This window comes from Agreia sp. PsM10 (genome assembly GCF_030433855.1).
Classification (GTDB): domain Bacteria; phylum Actinomycetota; class Actinomycetes; order Actinomycetales; family Microbacteriaceae; genus Agreia.
In genome coordinates this window covers 23,819-41,787 of sequence record NZ_JARUXC010000017.1, presented here as the reverse complement: position 1 = coordinate 41,787, position 17,969 = coordinate 23,819, and the positions used below count along the sequence as shown (strand labels likewise).

General features: G+C 69.0%; 18 protein-coding genes. 10 read left to right on the top strand and 8 right to left on the bottom strand.

Annotation, left to right across the window (positions count from 1 at the left end; translation table 11 throughout):
* Positions 1–13: 13 nt before the first annotated feature.
* Complete coding sequence (locus QCD70_RS16870; protein ID WP_301218441.1) at positions 14–1,225, bottom strand: hypothetical protein; 1,212 nt, start codon at positions 1,223–1,225, stop codon at positions 14–16.
* Positions 1,226–1,327: 102 nt separating this feature from the next.
* Between QCD70_RS16870 and QCD70_RS16865 the strand changes: the two genes are divergently transcribed.
* Together QCD70_RS16865 and QCD70_RS16860 are read left to right on the top strand one after the other, a co-directional pair.
* The gene (locus tag QCD70_RS16865) at positions 1,328–2,773 is read left to right on the top strand and encodes an MFS transporter (protein ID WP_301218439.1); all 1,446 of its coding nucleotides are present in this window, start codon (positions 1,328–1,330) and stop codon (positions 2,771–2,773) included.
* 277 nt (positions 2,774–3,050) lie between these two features.
* Positions 3,051–4,019 carry a hypothetical protein gene (locus tag QCD70_RS16860; protein WP_301218437.1) on the top strand — a complete coding sequence of 323 codons (969 nt, stop codon included), beginning with the start codon at positions 3,051–3,053 and terminating at the stop codon, positions 4,017–4,019.
* 9 nt (positions 4,020–4,028) lie between these two features.
* Here QCD70_RS16860 and QCD70_RS16855 read toward each other — a convergent pair whose 3' ends face one another.
* Genes QCD70_RS16855 through QCD70_RS16830 form a run of 6 tightly spaced genes read right to left on the bottom strand, consistent with a single transcriptional unit; the run spans position 4,029 to position 9,333 of the window.
* Positions 4,029–4,889 (bottom strand): prenyltransferase, encoded by an 861-nt coding sequence (locus QCD70_RS16855; protein ID WP_301218435.1) that lies wholly within the window; start codon positions 4,887–4,889, stop codon positions 4,029–4,031.
* The gene (locus tag QCD70_RS16850) at positions 4,886–5,200 is read right to left on the bottom strand and encodes a lycopene cyclase domain-containing protein (RefSeq protein ID WP_301218433.1); all 315 of its coding nucleotides are present in this window, start codon (positions 5,198–5,200) and stop codon (positions 4,886–4,888) included. The genes QCD70_RS16855 and QCD70_RS16850 overlap by 4 nt, the downstream gene beginning before the upstream one ends.
* Positions 5,197–5,559: a lycopene cyclase domain-containing protein gene (locus QCD70_RS16845; RefSeq protein ID WP_301218431.1), complete on the bottom strand. Its 363-nt coding sequence runs from the start codon at positions 5,557–5,559 to the stop codon at positions 5,197–5,199. The genes QCD70_RS16850 and QCD70_RS16845 overlap by 4 nt, the downstream gene beginning before the upstream one ends.
* Positions 5,559–7,394, bottom strand: coding sequence for a phytoene desaturase family protein (gene crtI, locus QCD70_RS16840; RefSeq protein WP_301218429.1), 1,836 nt, complete (start codon positions 7,392–7,394; stop codon positions 5,559–5,561). Before crtI ends, QCD70_RS16845 begins: the two co-directional genes overlap by 1 nt.
* Positions 7,391–8,266: a phytoene/squalene synthase family protein gene (locus QCD70_RS16835; protein WP_301218427.1), complete on the bottom strand. Its 876-nt coding sequence runs from the start codon at positions 8,264–8,266 to the stop codon at positions 7,391–7,393. The genes crtI and QCD70_RS16835 overlap by 4 nt, the downstream gene beginning before the upstream one ends.
* Entirely contained in the window at positions 8,263–9,333 is a 1,071-nt protein-coding gene (locus QCD70_RS16830) for a polyprenyl synthetase family protein (protein WP_301218425.1), read from the bottom strand. The genes QCD70_RS16835 and QCD70_RS16830 overlap by 4 nt, the downstream gene beginning before the upstream one ends.
* A 139-nt stretch (positions 9,334–9,472) precedes the next feature.
* Between QCD70_RS16830 and idi the strand changes: the two genes are divergently transcribed.
* Positions 9,473–10,009 carry an isopentenyl-diphosphate Delta-isomerase gene (idi, locus tag QCD70_RS16825; protein WP_301218423.1) on the top strand — a complete coding sequence of 179 codons (537 nt, stop codon included), beginning with the start codon at positions 9,473–9,475 and terminating at the stop codon, positions 10,007–10,009.
* On the opposite strand, the gene QCD70_RS16820 is transcribed toward idi, so the two are convergent.
* Positions 9,981–10,466 carry a winged helix-turn-helix transcriptional regulator gene (locus QCD70_RS16820; protein WP_301218421.1) on the bottom strand — a complete coding sequence of 162 codons (486 nt, stop codon included), beginning with the start codon at positions 10,464–10,466 and terminating at the stop codon, positions 9,981–9,983. The genes idi and QCD70_RS16820 overlap by 29 nt on opposite strands.
* A gap of 82 nt (positions 10,467–10,548) precedes the next feature.
* On the opposite strand from QCD70_RS16820, the gene QCD70_RS16815 reads away from it, so the two are divergent.
* The 7 genes from QCD70_RS16815 to mnhG all read left to right on the top strand — a co-directional run bounded on the left by QCD70_RS16815 (position 10,549) and on the right by mnhG (position 17,898).
* Entirely contained in the window at positions 10,549–11,265 is a 717-nt protein-coding gene (locus QCD70_RS16815) for an SDR family oxidoreductase (protein ID WP_301218419.1), read from the top strand.
* A 143-nt stretch (positions 11,266–11,408) separates the two neighbouring features.
* Entirely contained in the window at positions 11,409–14,516 is a 3,108-nt protein-coding gene (locus QCD70_RS16810; RefSeq protein WP_301218417.1) for a Na+/H+ antiporter subunit A, read from the top strand.
* Positions 14,513–14,962, top strand: a complete 450-nt coding sequence (locus tag QCD70_RS16805) for a Na(+)/H(+) antiporter subunit C (RefSeq protein WP_367316741.1) — start codon at positions 14,513–14,515, stop codon at positions 14,960–14,962. The genes QCD70_RS16810 and QCD70_RS16805 overlap by 4 nt, the downstream gene beginning before the upstream one ends.
* An 8-nt stretch (positions 14,963–14,970) precedes the next feature.
* Positions 14,971–16,536 carry a Na+/H+ antiporter subunit D gene (locus tag QCD70_RS16800; RefSeq protein WP_301218528.1) on the top strand — a complete coding sequence of 522 codons (1,566 nt, stop codon included), beginning with the start codon at positions 14,971–14,973 and terminating at the stop codon, positions 16,534–16,536.
* Positions 16,533–17,183 (top strand): Na+/H+ antiporter subunit E, encoded by a 651-nt coding sequence (locus QCD70_RS16795; protein ID WP_301218415.1) that lies wholly within the window; start codon positions 16,533–16,535, stop codon positions 17,181–17,183. Before QCD70_RS16800 ends, QCD70_RS16795 begins: the two co-directional genes overlap by 4 nt.
* Complete coding sequence (locus QCD70_RS16790) at positions 17,180–17,515, top strand: monovalent cation/H+ antiporter complex subunit F (protein ID WP_301218413.1); 336 nt, start codon at positions 17,180–17,182, stop codon at positions 17,513–17,515. The genes QCD70_RS16795 and QCD70_RS16790 overlap by 4 nt, the downstream gene beginning before the upstream one ends.
* Positions 17,512–17,898 carry a monovalent cation/H(+) antiporter subunit G gene (gene mnhG, locus QCD70_RS16785; protein ID WP_301218411.1) on the top strand — a complete coding sequence of 129 codons (387 nt, stop codon included), beginning with the start codon at positions 17,512–17,514 and terminating at the stop codon, positions 17,896–17,898. The genes QCD70_RS16790 and mnhG overlap by 4 nt, the downstream gene beginning before the upstream one ends.
* Positions 17,899–17,969: the final 71 nt, after the last annotated feature.

Genomic DNA, 17,969 nt, shown 5'->3' with positions numbered 1-17,969 from the left:
CTCGCCGGTAGGGTCAGTCCCGGATGCGAGACGGGTGCGACAGCCTGGCATCTCGCGCCGCGAAGACGGCCCCGTCGACGACCCTCGACGGATGCGAGGGCAGTGCGATCACCTCGACCTCCGCATCGACGGAGGGGGTGATGAGGGTGCCGAGCACGCCGAGGTAGCCGTCGAGCACCACGACCTCGGCCCCGACCACCGCGACGGCGGCCTCGATCGCCTGCGACAACGCGGCCATGACGGCGGCCACAGCGCCCGCTGCGGCCTCGTCTCCTTCGGCCACGGCCGCCAGCAGCATCGACAGGGCCTCGCGGGGAGAACGGTCGACGAGTTGAGCGGCCTCCCGGACGGACCGCACACCCGCCGTCGTCAGCACTCCTGCCAGGGCGACCACGTCTCCGAGTCGCCGCGACGAGCCATCCTCGATGGTCACGGGTATCCGCGCGAAGTCCGACTCGCCGAGGCCGCCGGGGATCGCCGGCTCACCGGCGACGAGCACGCCGCCCGCCACTGTGCGCTCCCCGCCGAAGTACAGCATGGTGCGTTCTCCGATGCGCTCGCGCAATTCGCCGCGCACGAGCCCGAGGGCGGCCGCGGCGCTGTCGCTCACGACCTGCACCACGGCCCCTCCGCGGCCGCGCTCGGCCAGCTCGGCGCGCACTCCGCTCGCGAGATCGACGGCGGCCCACTCGAGGGCGTCGGATCGGACGACGACGTCGCCCCAGGGCGATACGCGACCCGCAACAGCGATGCTCACGGCCGTCAGGACTCGCGGGGGATCCACCGACTCGACGATCCAATCGATCGCCGACGCGAGCATCCGGATCGCCTGTGCGGGATCGCCGCCGCGCAGGTCGGCGCGATCGGCGTAGCTGCCGAGGTGATCGCCACGGACGGTGGCCGTCTTCGCCCGAACGCCATCGACATCCACCCGGAGCCCCGCGACGACCCAGCCGTCACCCGACAGCGACACGGCGTGCGTGGGACGTCCGAGACGTGACTGCGTGTCGGCGAGCCCCTCTGTCACGAGATCGAGAGCCTTCAGCTCGCCGATCATGCCCGTCAGCGTCGACAGGCCGAGCGTCGACGAGTCGGCGATCTGGGCCCTCGACGAGGGGCCGTGGTCTCGCAGGTGGCGCAGCACCAGGGCGAGATTGTGCTCCCGAAGATCTGCTGTGTCTCCTCCGCGCCCCCGCACGAAGAGGCCCCCCGGGTGCCGATTCATGCGTCTAACCCTAGCCCGGAAGATCACGGCGGCACTGGCGATTTCACCTCGTGTGCACGCGTTGTCCGCTGCCTCGTCTCGGCGCACGGCTACTGTGTGACCATGACCCAGAATTCCGGCGACGCAGCCGGCCCAGACGACGCCTCGACGCCGGCCGCGATGCCGCTTGTCGCCAACACCGGCGCCGCATTGGCCGTGGGGCTCGACCTGCAAGTGGAGCCCGTTCCGGCGAGGCAGGTTCGGTCGTGGGCGCTGTGGGACTGGGCAACCCAGCCCTTCAATTCGGTCATCCTCACCTTCATCTTCACGGCCCTCTACCTCACCACCGACGTCTTCCTGCCTGCCGACGTGGCCGCGCTGCCCAAGAATGATCCTGTGAAGGTCGCAGGCCTCGCCGAGCTGGCCAGCGGGTTCGGCTTCGCGATCTTCCTGGCCGGGCTGGTCATCCTGGTGCTCGCGCCGGTGCTCGGCCAGCGCGCCGACCGCACGGGCAGCCGCAAGGGCGGCCTGCTGGTCTACACGGTGCTGCTGGTGCTGTGCATGGGCGGCCTGTTCTTCGTGCAGGGGCAGCCGAGCTACTTCGTTCTCGGGGCGTCTCTCGTGGCGATCGGAAGCGTCTTCAGCGAGCTCGCCGGAGTGAACTACAACGCGATGCTCGTGCAGGTGTCGACGAAGAAGACGATCGGGCGGGTCAGCGGGCTGGGCTGGGGCCTCGGCTACATCGGCGGCATCGTCGCCCTCGTCGTCGTGGTCGTGGCCTACAGCGCCGACTGGTTCGGGCTGTCGCAGGAGAACGGTCTGCCGTTCCGTGTCGTCGCCGTCGGCTGTGCCGTCTGGACCGTGATCTTCGCCATTCCCATCTTCGTGTTCGTGCCGGAGCTTCCGCCGGCACCCTCGGTCGGCCCCAAGGTCGGGTTCTTCGCGAGCTACGCGGTTCTGGTGAAAGACATCGCGCGCCTCTACCGCGAGAGCCGGCACACGTTCTGGTTCCTCGTGGCCAGCGCCGTGTACCGCGACGGACTGGCGGGGGTGTTCGCGTTCGGGGCGATCATCGCCTCCGGCACCTTCGGATTCGAGTTCCTCGAGGTCGTCGCCTTCGGAATCGCCGCCAACCTCGTGGCCGGAGTGAGCACGATCATCTCCGGGCGCTTCGACGACCGCTTCGGGCCGCGCGCCGTCATCCTGTTCTCGCTCGTCGGCCTCGTCGTCGCCGGCACCGCCGTCTTCGCCCTGCACGACGCGGGCAAGGTCGTGTTCTGGATCGGCGGCCTCGCCCTCTGCCTCTTCGTCGGCCCCGCCCAGACGGCGTCGCGTTCGCTGCTGGCGCGGGTGTCGCCCGCGGGGCGCGAGGGCGAGATCTTCGGCCTCTACGCCACGACGGGTCGCGCGGCCAGCTTCATCTCCCCCGGCCTCTGGGCGCTGTTCATCGCCGTGGCGGGAGCGCAGTACTGGGGCATCCTCGGCATCGTGCTCGTGGTGGCGGTGGGCCTGGTGCTGATGCTGCTCGTGAAACTCCCCGACCTGCGCGCCGCCGCCGACGCGCCCTAGCCGCCCCGGGCATCCGCTGCCCCGCGCCCTGCGCCTTTGCCCCCGGTGCCCGTCGCCCGGCCGTTGAGATGTCGCAGATGGCTGCCTGATTCGCGAAGAACCCACCATCTGTGCCACATCAACCCCTCGCGGCCTCCGGATCTCCGGGTGAGGTGTCGCAGATGGTCGTCCGATCCGTCTAGAAGCCGCCATCTGTGACATCTCAGTCGGCAGGCGGCGGGTCTCGCCCTGTGGAGAATTGCCGACGCGGATCCACGGCCTCGGCGACACTGAGCGGATGCCGCATCCCTCCCCACTGCCCGAGGGCCTTCGCGGCGCATCCTTTTCGGTGCGCGCAGCCCGCGATCGCGGAGTGAGCCGCGGCCGGCTCCGCGCATCCGATCTGGCCGCCCCGTTCTACGGAACCCGTCTCGCCTCGACCGCGCCGACCCTGAGGCAGCGCTGCCTGGCCTGGCAGTCCGTCGCTCCACCCGAATCGTACATCAGCCACTCCACTGCCGCGCTCCTGTTCGGATGCCCCCTGCCGCGGCGACTCGAGAGAGCCGCCGACATCCACGTGACGGCCATGCGCCCACTCCGGCCGCCCCGAGCACGCGGGGTCACCGGCCACTCGACGGCACCGCGCCCGACCCTGTGGCTCGATTCCCGCGGGCTCCGGATGTCCACCGCCGAGCAGACCTGGCTCGACCTCGCGACCCAGCTCGACCTCCTCGAACTCGTGGCGGCGGGAGACTACCTGCTGCGCGGATTCCGCGAGGCCGACGGCACGCGCCGCCCGTTCACCACACCGCAGCGGCTGCGCACGGCGGCATCCATGCACCCCGGCCGACGCCACCGAAGCCTCATCGCCGAGGCGCTCGATGCGGTCCGGGAACGCGTGGACTCCCCGAAGGAGACGGAACTCCGGCTTCTGCTGCAGAGGGCCGGCTTCCCCGAACTCATCGTCAACGAACCGGTGCGCGACGAGAACGGCCGCATTCTGGCGACACCCGACCTGCGCGTGCGCGGCTTCACCCTCGGCATCGAGTACAAGGGATTCGTGCACGCCACGAGCCACGACGCCTGGGAGAACGACATCCGACGTCAGCGCAAGCTCGACGCGATCGACTGGAAGACCGTCGATGTCATGCGATCAGACCTGCGGCAGCCGCACCACATCCTGCTGCTGATCGAGAGCGAGTTGCAGAAAAGAGGATGGACGGGCCGCTCGACGTGGCCGAACCTGCACTACGAGCCCGATGGCTGAGAGCTCGACTCAGGGAACCAGCACCCACAGCCAGATCAGCAGCATGGTCACCACGAATCCGCACACGAAGTTGAACAGCAGGAAGCGTCGCCACCCGTTGTTGGCCCGCTCGGCGTCGGCGTCGGCGATCGACCAGTACGGCAGCACGCTCAGCGCGTATGGCAGCACGAGCAGTCCTCCCAGCGGACCCGGCCACGTGGTGAAGAGCATCAGCACTCCGCCGAGCAGGTAGGCCACGAAGGCGAAGCGCACGGTGGCGGCGCCCCCGATGACGGTGGCGATCGACGCGATGCCGCCCTCCCTGTCGGCCACGATGTCCTGCACCGCACCGAACGCGTGGCTGGCGACGCCCCAGAGGAAGAACGCGGCCAGCACGGCCCAGAGCGCCGGCGTGAACGCCGCCCCGGCCAGCACCAGCCCGTAGACCGCCGGACTCACGAAGTGGGTGCTCGAGGTGAGCGAGTCGATGAACGGGCGCTCCTTGAACCGCAGCTTCGGCGCACTGTAGGCGAGCACGGCGAAGAGGCTCACGGCGAGCACGAGCCACGACAGGGGCGATCCGACCAGCACCAGGTACACGATGAACGGCACATTCGTGATGACCACCGCCCAGAGGGTCGGCCGATGCAGAGACTTGTCGAGCACGGCACCCTCGACCCCGCCCTTGCGCGGATTGCGCATGTCGGACTCGTAGTCGAAGACGTCGTTGATCCCGTACATCGCGAGGTTGTAGGGGATCAGGAAGTACAGGGTGCCCAGCACGAACACGAGGTCGACCTCGCGCGTGACCAGCAGGTATCCGGCGGCGAACGGAAACGCGGTGTTGACCCACGAGAGGGGCCGCGACGACAGCAGCAGCTGGCGGATCATGCGCGCTCCTCACGCTCTGTCGCGCCCAGCAGCATCCACAGCGACGGCAGCAGAACGGCGGCGGCGATCGCGTAGGCGAAGTCCTCGAGCGGTGCGATTCCGATGAAGGCCCCCGAGATGAGGGAGGGCTCGTATCCGACCAGCCCGATTCCGATCATCACGTTGTCGAAGACCGCGGTCATCACCAGCAGAACACCGAGGGCGATGGCGACCGCGACCCACGGCCGGGTGCTCCGGATGCGCACGGCCGCGACGATCGCGACCAGCGCGACGACCGCGAGGAAGATCGCGTTGAGCGTCCAGTAGGTCACGGGCGCACCTCGTCGCGACGGGCAGCGCCCGCGCGACCGCCGGCCGCGCGACCGGCGGATGCCCGCGTCAGGAACCCGAACAGGTTCATCGTCAGATAGCAGAGCAGGGTGAGGAAGAAGATCTCCTCGACCGGCAGCTCGGGCGCCAGCTGAAGACCGGTCATGAACGAGGTCTCTCCGCGGAAGAAGATGCCGAGCCCGATGCCGGCCAGATCCCAGCCGACGAAGAACACGAGCCCCGCGACGAGAACGATGGATGCCCGCCGCGCGTCGCGGAAGAAGAACAGCCCGAATCGACGGTCGAGCACCACCATGCCCGTGATCGAGACGAGGAGCGCGAGCAGGTACAGCAGACCCATCAGTCGCCGGGCTCCGCCACAACCGGCTCCGCCAGTGCTCCCGTGCTGGTGTCGCCGCGCAGCCGCTTGATCACGAGCTCCGCGCTGATCAGGCACATGGGCAGGCCGATACCGGGAATCGTGGATCCTCCGGCGTAGACGAGCCCGTCGACCTTCTTCGACACGTTGCCGGCTCGGAAGAACGCGCTCTGGCCCAGGGTGTGCGCCGGGCCGAGTGCGGTGCCCTTCCACGAGTTGAGGTCGTCGACGAAGTCGGCGGGCCCCACGGTGCGCCGCACCACGATGCGGTCGGCGAGGTCGGGGATGCCGGCCCACTCGGCCACCTGCGCGATCGCGGCGTCGGCGATCCTCTCGACCCGGGCATCCCCCTGGCCGTTCTCGCCGCCGTGGCCGATGCCGGGGTCGGCCGGAATCGGAACGAGGATGAAGATGTTCTCGTGGCCTTCGGGCGCGACCGTATCGTCGGTGGCGCTGGGCCGGCAGACGTAGATCGACGCGGGCTCGGGAACCGACGTGGCCCCCTTCGGCCCGAAGCGCCCGAAGCGGCTCGCTCCGAAGATCTTGCCGAAGTCGCCCTTCCAGTCCTTCGTGAAGAACAGCGAATGGTGCGCGAGCTCCGGCAGCTCGCCCGAGACGCCCAGGTACACCAGCACGGCGCTGGGCCCGGCGGTCTTCTTCTGCCAGTACGACTCGGGGTAGGTCTGCAGCTCGGGCAGCAGCATGGTGGTCTCGACGTGACGCAGGTCTGCCGTGGCGACGACCAGTTCCGCCTCCAGCTCGTGGGCGCGCCCCTCGTCGTCGACGTAGTGCACGCCGCCGACACGGCTGCGATCGGATGCCGGTGGCCCGGCCACGACGTCGGTCGCCACCGCGGGTGCCGGCGCCGTGGAGCCCTGCGCATCCGCCTCGCCCGCGAGCATGCGCCGCAGCTCGTCGCGGTCGATGACGTTCGTGTCGAACTCGGTGGTCTCGTAGTCGTAGACGCTCTTCTCGGGCTCGGGAGCCTTCAGCGTGGGGTCGAGTTCGAGCACGATGCGGGTCACGGTCGCGCCGGTGTGGATGTCGACGCCCGCGTCTCGAGCGATGTTCTCGATGCTGGCGATCACCTGGCCGAAGCCGCCCTGGGGGTAGAGCACGCCGTCGTTCATGTCGAGGTGGCTCATGAGGTGGTACATGCTCGGAGCGGCATACGGCGACGAACCCAGGAAGACGGCGGGATAGCCGAGGATCTGCTGCAGTCGCGGATCGCGCACGGTGCGACCGGCGAAGCTGGCCAGCGTCTCGGTGAGCAGGCGCACGAGGCGGGGTGTGCGCGTGACGACGGGCCCGACGGCGAGCGGTTTGAGGTCTTGGAACGTGGAGTAGAGGAAGTACTTCTTGGCGAGGTCGTAGGTCTCGGCGGCGGAGTCGAGGTAGCCGGCCATCTTCACCCCGGCGCCGGGCTCGATCGATTCGAACAGCTCGAGGTTCGACTCGAGGTCGCTGCGGATGTCGACCGTCGTCTCCTCCCCCTCGAAGAACACGCGGTAGCCCGGGTCGAGGCGGGTGAGGTCGAGCTGCTCTGCGGCCGAGGTGCCCATGAGCTTGTAGAAGTGGTCGAAGACCTCGGGCATCAGGTACCAGGAGGGGCCCGTGTCGAACGTGAAGCCGTCTTTCCTCCAGACGCCCGCGCGGCCTCCGACCGCACCCTGCTTCTCGAGCAGGGTCACCTCGTATCCCTCGCGGGCGAGCAGGGCGGCGCTGGCAAGCCCGCTGATTCCGGCTCCGATGACGATGGCCCGCCGGGCCTCTCCCTGCAAGTCGGTGCTGTCACCGGTGGGGATGCTGGCTGTCACTCGTGCTCCTTCGGTAGACGACCCGCGGCAGCGAGGGCCGCGATTCGCATCTTAACGGGGTTGGGCACACGGATGCGGGTGGTCACCAGCACGGAGGCCGGCGTTTCGCGCAGACGGCGGGTCAGCTCGGCGAAGAGCCCCTGCGCGAGCACCACGGCGCGCCGCGACGAGCTCGGCAGCAGCGTCAGGGTCGAGCAGGCGATGTCGAGGTCGTTCTGGATGTCGTCGATGATGACGGCCTTCTGCGCCTCGGTGAACGAGTCCACGTCGACCCCGGGAAAGTAGCTGCGGCCGAGGGCCGTGAAGTCGGCCGCGAGGTCGCGCAGGAAGTTGATCTTCTGAAAGGCCGCGCCGAGGTGCCGGGCGCCGTCGACGAGGCGCGCCTCGTCTTCGTCGGAATAGCGGTGGCCGACGAGGAATGCTTTGAGGCACATCAGACCGACGACCTCGGCGGATCCGTAGACGTAGAGGTCGAACGACTCGGGCGTGTGCTCGGTCTGGCTCAGGTCTGCGCGCATCGACGCGTAGAACGGGGCCGAGAGCTCTTCGCCGAATCCGGTCTCGCGGGCCGTGAGCGCGAACGCGTGCACCACCAGGTTGGTGCTGAAGCCGCAGCGCATCGCCTCGTTCGTCTCGCTCTCGAGCGCATCGAGCTGGGCTCGTATGGCGTCGGCGCCGAGGCGAGCCTCTGCGGCGACCCCGTCGACGACCTCGTCGGCGAGCCGCACGAGGGCGTAGATGTTCTCGACATGCTGCCGCACGTCGGGAGACAGCAGCTTCGACGCGAGACCGAACGAGGTCGAGTATCTCCGGATGACGACGGCCGATGCCTCCATGGCCACGCGGTCGTACAGCGATTCGGGCCGGATCATTTGACCCGTTCCAGGACCGTGGCCACGAAGCCGCGGAACTCCGTGCGCACGGCGTCGGGAAGCGCGCTCGAGGCGAGGTGCTCCCACGCCCTGTTGGCGAAGTCGCGGGCCAGGGCCTCCGCATAGCGGCGGGCGCCGCTGTCTTCGAGCAGGTCCCGGATGCGCCGGGCTCCGTCTTCGTCGAGATCGGGATCACCGAAAGACGGCTCGATCTCGGGCCACTGCGCGGTGGTCGCGGCGTAGGCGATGAGCACCGTGCGCTTGCCCTCGCGCAGGTCGCCGAGGGTGGACTTGCCGGTGTCTCCTTCGTCGCCGAAGACGCCGAGGAGGTCGTCGACGATCTGGTAGGCGATGCCGAGGTTGCGCCCGAACGAGCCCAGGGCCTCGACCGCCGCCTCGCCCGCACCCGCGAGCACTGCCCCTGCCTGGAGGGGGGTCTCGAACGAGTAGACGGCCGTCTTCAGACGCTCCATGTCGACGATGTCCTCGACCGAGGGCGGATCGGGGTGCAGCGAGAAGTCCACGTCGAGCAGCTCTCCGGCCGCCGAGGCGAACATGGCCTCGTCGAGGATCTCGTGGAGCCGCTCCCGCAGCTCTCCGCTCACACCGCTGCGGTCGAGCAGGCGGAAGGCATTGAAGAGGGCGAGGTCTCCCGCGATGACGGCGACCGAGAGGCCGCGGTGCTCTGCGGTGGGAATGGGGATGCCCGCGGTCTGGGCGAGGTCGCGGTAGCTGCCCGACACGTTGGGGCCGCCGCGACGGATGAAGTCCCGATCGATCACGTCGTCGTGCACGATCAGTGCGGTGTGCAGCAGCTCGAAGGCCGCGCCGACGTAGGCGGCCGTCTCGGAGTCGGTTCCCCCCAGAGCCTCGTAGGCGGCGAGAACCATGGCCGGACGGAAGCGCTTGCCGCCGGCGGAGTTCTTCTCGAGCGTCTCCCAGAGAGTCACGTATCGAGGGCCGATGCCCGACGCCCGCGCCTTCGCGAGCCCGAAGAAGCGGTCGAGAACCGCATCGACGTGCTGCTGCCGCCGGCGGGTCACCACCACGAGATCATGCGTATCCACGATTCGAGGCTAACTTACGAGACTGTCTAAGTACCGCGCCTCGTCGAGGGGATTGCACAATGGTGGGCTGCCTGCTCGAAGAATCCCGACCCCATCAGTCAGTCGGCTGACTATTCGCCCGTTCTGGCACAATAAGTGCATGTCCTCTCATGAACAGGTGGTTCTGCTTTCCGACGACGGACAGCCGATCGGAACGGCAGACAAGGCCACGGTTCACACCGCCGACACGGCCCTGCACCTCGCCTTCTCGTGCCACGTCTACGACTCGCAGGGCCGGATCCTGGTCACCCGCCGCTCGCTCGGCAAGGTCGCCTGGCCCGGGGTGTGGACGAACTCGTTCTGCGGCCACCCGGCGCCCGGAGAGGCGATGACCGACGCCGTGGCTCGCCGCGCGCAGCGTGAGCTGGGAATCACGCTCGACGAGGTGACCCTCGTTCTCCCCGACTTCCGCTACCGGGCGACCGACGCATCCGGAATCGTCGAATACGAGATCTGCCCGGTGTTCACGGCCACGACGACCGACGAGGTCGTCGGCAACCCCGACGAGGTCGCCGAGTGGAACTGGGTCGACCCCGGCGCCCTGCATTCGGCCGTCGACAGCACGCCGTGGGCGTTCAGCCCGTGGCTGACCCTGCAGCTGCCGCTGCTCAGCGAGGCGACCGCGTCGGCACGGTGACAGTAGCTCCTGGCCCACTGACGCTCTCGACGTCCTCGAGTGCGACCTCGCGCCCGCTCGACGTGACGAAGGCCACGCGGAGAGGCTCGGTCGTGCCGCGCTCGCGATGCTCGACGACGGGGCCGAATCCTGTCGGTCGATGCGTGTCACCCCATTGGGCCAGGCTCGCGAGCACGACGCCGAGGTCGCGACCCGCGGCGGTGAGCAGGTACTCCGAGCGCTCGCGCTCGCCTTCGGCGCGGTAGGAGCGTCGCTCGAGCACGTCGAATTCGACGAGCGTCGACAGGCGCGCCGCGAGCACGTCTTTCGCCACTCCGAGCCTCTGCTGAAAATCAGAGAATCTGGTGACGCCGGCCAGGGCCTCGCGCACGACGAGGATCGTCCACTTCTCTCCGAGCACCTCGAGGCTGCGCGCCACGGGGCACCGAGGGTCTCTTCCCAGAACAGATGTCGCCATTCCTCGACGATAGCACCTGAGTTTGATTCCGCAACCCAGGGTGCTAGGTTGTGAATCACAACCTAGAAGGAAGAAGATCACCATGCCATCAACCATCAGCGGCGCCGTCGTTCTCGTCACCGGAGCCAACGGAGGACTGGGACGCGAATTCGTGACCCAGGCGCTCGAGCGCGGAGCGGCGAAGGTCTACGCCACGGCCAGGACGCCGCGCGAATGGAACGACGCACGAGTGCAGACGATCGCGCTCGACGTGACGGACGAGTCCTCCGTCAAGCAAGCGGCTGCCATCGCGGCCGACACCACCATCGTGATCAACAACGCCGGCGTCGGCGGCGACGTTCCCATGCTCGGCGACTCCGGGGCGCTGCGCCGCATGTTCGAGACCAACTTCTTCGGAGCGGTCTCGGTCGCCCGGGAATTCGCCCCCGTACTCGCCCGCAACGGCGGCGGCGCACTCCTCGACGTGCACTCCGCGCTGAGCTGGCTCGGCGTCGCCGGCGGGTACAGCGCGACCAAGGCCGCCTTCTGGTCGGCGACGAACTCGCTTCGGCTCGAGCTCGCACCCCAGGGCACGCATGTGGTCGGCCTGCACCTCGGCTACGCGGACACTCCCATGACCGAGGGCGTCACCGAGTTCAAGAGCGACCCGGCCGACATCGTCGCCCGTGCCTACGACGGCCTCGAGGCGGGCGAGTTCGAGGTGCTCGCCGACGAGACGAGCGTCCAGGTGAAGGCGGGTCTCTCCGCGCCACTGGAGGCGCTGTATCCGCAGCTCGTCTCAGCGGTGCGCACGGCCTGATCGCACCGAGCGCTCCCGATGCCCCGGACGGACTTATGCCGTTCGGGGCATCCACCTGTCTCGTCCCGGTAGACTGGAGCTCCACACGGCCGCTTGCGACCGGGCGCGAACCGTTCCCCGGCTGACTATCTGAGGGAGCCGAAATGATCATCTCTCTCGTCGGCTTCGCCCTCGCCGGGCTCGTTCTTCCCTCGCTCACGGCCCGTTTCGGCCCCCGCATGTTCGTGTTCGCCGCGCTCGTTCCCGCCGCCGTGTTCGTCGGGCTGCTCGCCCAGATCCCCGCTGTGACTCGCGGCGAGACCCCCACAGAGGTCCACCCGTGGGTGCCGCAGCTCGACCTCGCCCTGGCATTCCGACTCGACGCCCTCTCGCTCACGATGGCGCTCATCGTCACGGGAGTCGGAACTCTCGTCGTGCTCTACTGCGCCCGTTACTTCCGCCGAGGCGAAGACGGACTGGGTCGCTTCAGCGGCGTGCTCCTCGCCTTCGCCGGAGCCATGTTCGGCCTCGTCGTCAGCGACGACATCTACGTGCTCTTCATGTTCTGGGAGGCGACCACCGTCTTCTCCTACCTGCTCATCGGCCAGTACACCGCGAAGCGCAAGAGCCGGGGCGCCGCGCTCCAGGCGCTGCTGGTGACCACGGCGGGCGGACTGGCCATGCTGGTGGGCGTCGTCATCCTGGCCGTCGAATCGGGCACCACGCGGGTGTCGCAGATCGTGGCCGACCCGCCGCAGGCATCCGGTCTCGTCACGGTCGCCGTGATCCTCGTCCTCGTCGGAGCCCTGTCGAAATCGGCCCAGGTTCCCCTGCACTTCTGGCTGCCCTCCGCCATGGCCGCACCGACCCCCGTGAGCGCCTACCTGCACGCGGCGGCGATGGTGAAGGCCGGCATCTTCCTGATCGCCCTGCTGGTTCCGGCGTTCGGCGACACCCCGGGATGGCGGCCTCTGCTCGTGGCCGTCGGCGTTCTGACCATGCTGGTGGGCGGATGGCGGGCCCTCCGCCAGCACGACCTCAAGCTGCTGCTCGCCTACGGAACCGTCAGCCAGCTCGGCTTCCTCACCGTGGTCGTGGGCTACGGCACGCGCAACGCCGCGCTCGCCGGCATCACGCTCATCACCGGCCACGCGCTCTTCAAGGCCACCCTGTTCCTGGTGGTCGGCATCATCGACAACCGCCTCGGCACCCGCGACCTGCGCAAGATCAGCGGCCTCGGGCGCCAGGCGCCCCTGCTGGCGATCGTCGCCACCCTCGCCGCGGCGTCGATGGCGGGCCTGCCTCCCCTGCTCGGCTTCGTGGCGAAGGAGGCCACGTTCACGGCCCTGCTCGAAGACGCCGAGCACGGGGCTCCGCTCGGCCTCGTCGCCCTCGTCGGCGTCTCCCTCGGCTCTGTTCTGACCGTGGCCTACACCGCGCGATTCCTCTGGGGAGCCTTCGCCTCGAAGCCGGGCGTCGAGCCCGCGGAGTTCGTGCACGAGCACGTCGACTTCCTCATCTCGCCCGCGATCCTCGCCATCACGAGCCTCGGCCTCGGCATCGCCTCCCCGCTGCTCGACCCCCTCTTCGGTCTCTACGCCGACACCGTGCCGCCGCTCAGCGGCGAGGCGTCGGCCGTCTCGGGCGCCAGCGCCGCAGGCGACCAGCTAACCCCTCCGGATGCGGCCCACCTCGCCCTGTGGCACGGTCTCGAGCCGGCCCTCGGCATCTCTGCGGTCACCCTCGTTCTCGGACTCGCACTCTTCGCCGCACGCACCCGGGTGTCCGCCATCCAGGGCCGTGTTCCGTCGCTGATCGACTCGGCCCGCGGATACAGCCGCATCGTGCACCTCGTCGACCGCGGCGCCGTGCGCCTCACCCGGGTGACCCAGACCGGATCGCTGCCGATCTACGTCGCGACCATCCTCGTGGTCCTCGTGGCGGCGGTCGGCACCGCACTCGTGCTCGTCGGCGAGCTGCCCGGCTCGTTCCGAATCTGGGATTCGCCGGCGCAGCTGCCCATCGCGATCGTCATGGGCGTCGCCACCATCGCCGCCGCCCGGGCACACAAGCGCTTCATGGCCGTGGTGCTCGTGGGCGTGACCGGCTACGGCATGGCCGCGCTCTTCGCCCTGCAGGGCGCCGCCGACCTCGCGCTCACCCAGGCACTCGTCGAGACCGTCACGCTCGTGACCTTCGTGCTCGTTCTGCGACGGCTGCCGTCGGCCATCGGGCAGGATCACGGCCGGCGCCACCGCGTCGTTCGGGCCGTCATCGGCGTGGGTGTCGGCATCCTGATGTCGGTCGTGGCCGTCGTCGCCCTCGGCTCCCGCATCGCCGAGCCCATTTCGCTGCAGTTCCCCCAGCTCGCCTACGAGGGCGGACACGGACGCAACGTGGTGAACGTGCTGCTCGTCGACATCCGCGGCTGGGACACCCTCGGCGAGATGAGCGTGCTCGTCGTCGCCGCCACCGGTGTCGCCAGCCTCGTGTTCCTCTCCCGACGCAGCGGAGACATGCCGAGGCTCGGCCCCGAGACCGAACGACCCCGCTGGTTCGCCCGCCGCACGCGTCTGGCCGAGGCCCCGATCGAGGCGACCGCGAGCGCCGGGGCCACCCCCGACGGCGCAGCGCCGTCGCAGGAGGACGCCACGCAGCGCACGCCCTGGCTGCTGGCCGGCAAGACTCTCGCTCCCGAGAACCGCTCGATCATCCTCGAGGTCGTCGTGCGGCTGCTGTTCCATTCGGCCATCGTCGTGTCGGTCTACCTGCTCTTCGCCGGTCACAACGTTCCCGGCGGAGGATTCGCCGGTGGGCTCGTGGCAGGGCTCGCCTTCGTCGCCCGCTATCTCGCTGCCGGGCGCTTCGAGCTCGGAGAGGCCGCGCCGATCGACGCCGGCAAGCTGCTCGGCTTCGGCGTGCTCTTCGCAGGCGGCACCGCCCTCGTGCCCATCTTCTTCGGAGTCGACGCGCTCACCTCCACGTGGTTCGAGGCCGAGATCCCCGTGATCGGCCACATCGAGTTCGTCACCTCGACGTTGTTCGACATCGGCGTCTACCTGGTCGTCGTCGGTCTCGCCCTCGACATCCTGCGCAGCCTCGGGGCCGAGATCGACCGGCAGCAGGAGGAGGACCACGACGACGAGAGCAATGGCGACGACGACCTTCCCGGCGCCCACGAGGTGAACTCGCTGAGCAGCGCACCCGAGGCTCCCTCCGCCGACGCTCCCGCCACCGACGAGCAGACATCTCCCGAGAGGAGCCCCCGATGAGCGCCTCCCTTGTTCTGATCCTGCTGATGGCCGTGCTGTATGCGGGCGGGGTCTACCTTCTGCTCGGACGCAGCATGACCCGCATGCTCCTGGGCTTCCTGCTCGTCGGCAATGCCACCAACCTGCTCATCCTGATCATCGCGGGGCCGGCCGGCCTCGCCCCGATCGTGGCCGACGGCGTCGAGCCGTCCGAGATGCACGACCCGCTGCCCGAGGCGCTCATCCTCACCGCCATCGTCATCACCTTCGGCGTCTCGGCGTTCCTGCTCGCCCTCATCTACCGCTCGTGGCGCATCGCCCGCGCCGACGTGGTGACGAGCGACGAGGCCGACGTGGCCGTGGGCGGCGCCGGCAGCTCCATCGACGACGAGGAGAGCACCGAGGCCGAGGACGGCTCGGGCGAAGACACCGAATTCGAAGGCCGGGCGGAGGCGAAGACATCGTGACCGCCCTGATGAACTCGCTCATCCCCCTCGTCGTGCTGCTGCCGCTCATCGGCGCTGCGGGCGCCCTCGTCGCGGGTCGCCGACCGAGGCTGCAGGTCACGTTCTCCATCACCGTGCTGTCTCTGGTCGTGCTCACAAGCGCGGCCCTCGTCTACCTCACCGACCAGACCGGCGGCCACGCCGTGACGGTAGGCGGATGGTCGGCGCCCTTCGGCATCGTGCTGGTCGTCGACAGGCTCTCGGCGCTGATGCTGCTGATCTCGTCGATCGTGCTGCTGTGCGTTCTCGTCTTCTCCGTCGGCCAGGGCATGGCCGACGGCGACCGCGAGACCCCCGTGTCGATCTACCACCCCAGCTACCTCATCCTGGCCGCCGGCGTCTTCAACGCCTTCATCGCGGGCGACCTCTTCAACCTCTACGTGAGCTTCGAGATCCTGCTCGTGGCGAGCTACGTGCTGCTCACCCTCGGCGGAACCCAGGCGCGCATCAAGGCCGGCATCACGTACATCATCGTGAGCCTCGTGTCGTCGATGCTCTTCCTGGCGTCGATCGCCATGATCTACGGCGCCACCGGAACCGTGAACATCGCCCAGCTGTCGGTGCGCCTCGGCGAGCTGCCCGCCGACATCCAGCTCGTGCTGCAGCTCATGCTGCTGGTGGCGTTCGGCATCAAGGCGGCCGTCTTCCCGCTCTCGTTCTGGCTGCCCGACTCCTATCCGACCGCGCCGGCGCCGGTCACCGCGGTGTTCGCCGGCCTGCTCACCAAGGTCGGCGTCTACGCGATCATCCGCACCGAGACCATCCTGTTCCCGGGCAACACCCTGCAGACGGTGCTGCTCGTCGTGGCGCTGCTCACCCTGGTGATCGGCATCCTGGGCGCCGTCGCGCAATCCGACATCAAGCGGATGCTGTCGTTCACGCTGGTCAGCCACATCGGTTACATGATCTTCGGCATCGCGATCGGAACGGTGGCGGGTCTCGGTGCAACGATCTACTACGTGATCCACCACATCACCGTGCAGACCACGCTGTTCCTCGCCACAGGACTCGTCGAGCGACAGGGCGGCACGACGGCGCTCAACCGACTCGGCGGCCTGCTCAAGGCCTCGCCCGTGATCGCAGTGCTGTTCTTCGTGCCCGCGCTCAACCTCGGCGGCATCCCGCCGTTCTCGGGCTTCATCGGCAAGCTGGGCCTGTTCGAGGCCGGAGCCGAGGCGCCGTCGCCGCTCATCTGGGTGCTCATCGGGGCGGGAGCGCTCACCTCGCTGCTCACCCTCTACGCGCTCATGCGCGCGTGGAGCCTCGCATTCTGGCGCCCCAAGCGCGAAGCGCACGAAGAGGAGTCGCCCGCGCTCGACCGCATCGAGGAGGCCCCGGAGGAGGCGTCCGACGTGCAAGAGACGAAGGCGTCGCCGCGCATCATGATCGGCGCCACCGTGGCGATGGTCACGGTGAGTCTGGCCCTCACAGTCTTCGCCGGGCCGCTCTACTCCATGGCCACCCGCGCGGCGCAGAACCTCGAGCAGCCCGCCGACTACATCTCGCTCGTCTTCCCCGACGGAGGCGTCTCGTGAGCGGCGTGAGAGGGTCGATCTGGCGCCAGGTGCCGCTTCTCGTCTGGCTCGTGGTGCTCTGGCTGTTCCTCTGGGACCAGGTCTCGGTGCTCAGCATCGTCACGGGACTGGTGCTCGCCCTACTCGTCACCCGGGTGTTCTACCTGCCGCCCGTCGAGCTGCCCGACAGGGTGAACCCGCTCGGCGTGCTGCTGTTCATCGTGAGGTTCATCGTCGATCTCGTGCGCGCGTCGTTCCAGGTCGCGTGGATGGCCATCGACCCGCGACGCGTGCCGACGAGTTCCATCATCGCCGTGCAGCTGTCGACGAAGTCCGATCTCAGCCTCACCCTCACGGCCCTGGCCGTGTCGCTGGTTCCCGGCTCGCTGATCGTCGAGGCAGACCGGCAGGACGACATCCTGTATCTGCACGCCCTGGGAACCGAGACCCCGGAGGACGTCGAGCAGGTCCGCGCGGGCGTGCTCGCGGTCGAGGAGCGCATCGTGCGGGCCATCGGCTCGCGCGACGACGTGCGCCGCGTCAACCTGTCGCGGGCCGAGCGGTCGCTTCCCCCGCTCATCACCGGGCGACGGCAGAGCGCCTGGGAGTCGAGGCATCCGATGGTTCCCGCCGAGCAGTACACGCCCGAAGGGGGATACCCGGAATGAACATCGTCGTCTACATCGCCGGGGCTCTCTTCGCCGTCGCCGCCCTGTTCGCCGTCGTGCGCATCTGGCGCGGACCCTCGATCCTCGACCGCATGGTCGCCGCAGACATGCTGCTCTCGACTCTCATCTGCGTTCTGGGGGCGGAGATGGTCTACAACCACCACACGCGCACCCTCCCCGTCGCCCTCGTTCTCGCCATGTTCGCCTTCGTCGGTTCGGTCAGCGTGGCCCGCTTCGCGACCAAGCAGAAAGACGCGGAGGCGAAGCACGCGGACGACGGAGCATCGCCCCTCGATCCCTCGCTCGACGAGCTGGCAGGGGGCGAGAAATGACCGCCGACATCTGGTTCGAGGTCGCCTCGTCGGTCTGCCTGCTCATCGGCGCGCTGCTGAGCCTCGCGGCCGGCATCGGGCTCCTGCGTTTTCCCGACGCCCTCTCACGCATGCACGCGGCCACCAAGCCGCAGATCGCGGGGCTGGCGTTCATCCTGCTCGCCGTCGCTCTCGAGCAGCGCAACTGGGCCACGGTCTCCACGCTGTTCCTGGTGATGCTGTTCCAGATGCTCACGGCCCCGGTCGCCGCGCACATGATCGGCCGTGCCGCCTACCGCACGCGCCACCTGCGCCGAGAGCTGCTGCTCACCGACGAGCTCGCCGATGTCGTCGACCGCGCCAGCCACGACCTGGCGACGGACCCGGCGACCCGCCCGAAGTAGCCGGCGCGGCGCCCGCGCGCATCCGGCCCGCCTGTTGCCGGTGGCGACGGATGTGCCCGGGCGACCGGCAA

Bases quoted from the DNA above. Each gene is read 5' to 3' on its own strand.
- QCD70_RS16845 (WP_301218431.1), bottom strand. From the start codon at position 5,559: ATGGGTCTGCTGTACCTGCTCGCGCTCCTCGTCTCGATCACGGGCATG.
- QCD70_RS16855 (WP_301218435.1), bottom strand. From the start codon at position 4,889: ATGATCCGCCAGCTGCTGCTGTCGTCGCGGCCCCTCTCGTGGGTCAAC.
- QCD70_RS16820 (WP_301218421.1), bottom strand. From the start codon at position 10,466: ATGGCGACATCTGTTCTGGGAAGAGACCCTCGGTGCCCCGTGGCGCGC.
- QCD70_RS16870 (WP_301218441.1), bottom strand. From the start codon at position 1,225: ATGAATCGGCACCCGGGGGGCCTCTTCGTGCGGGGGCGCGGAGGAGAC.
- QCD70_RS16865 (WP_301218439.1), top strand. From the start codon at position 1,328: ATGACCCAGAATTCCGGCGACGCAGCCGGCCCAGACGACGCCTCGACG.
- QCD70_RS16805 (WP_367316741.1), top strand. From the start codon at position 14,513: ATGAGCGCCTCCCTTGTTCTGATCCTGCTGATGGCCGTGCTGTATGCG.
- QCD70_RS16815 (WP_301218419.1), top strand. From the start codon at position 10,549: ATGCCATCAACCATCAGCGGCGCCGTCGTTCTCGTCACCGGAGCCAAC.
- QCD70_RS16810 (WP_301218417.1), top strand. From the start codon at position 11,409: ATGATCATCTCTCTCGTCGGCTTCGCCCTCGCCGGGCTCGTTCTTCCC.
- QCD70_RS16860 (WP_301218437.1), top strand. From the start codon at position 3,051: ATGCCGCATCCCTCCCCACTGCCCGAGGGCCTTCGCGGCGCATCCTTT.
- QCD70_RS16800 (WP_301218528.1), top strand. From the start codon at position 14,971: ATGAACTCGCTCATCCCCCTCGTCGTGCTGCTGCCGCTCATCGGCGCT.
- QCD70_RS16835 (WP_301218427.1), bottom strand. From the start codon at position 8,266: ATGATCCGGCCCGAATCGCTGTACGACCGCGTGGCCATGGAGGCATCG.
- QCD70_RS16790 (WP_301218413.1), top strand. From the start codon at position 17,180: ATGAACATCGTCGTCTACATCGCCGGGGCTCTCTTCGCCGTCGCCGCC.
- idi (WP_301218423.1), top strand. From the start codon at position 9,473: ATGTCCTCTCATGAACAGGTGGTTCTGCTTTCCGACGACGGACAGCCG.
- mnhG (WP_301218411.1), top strand. From the start codon at position 17,512: ATGACCGCCGACATCTGGTTCGAGGTCGCCTCGTCGGTCTGCCTGCTC.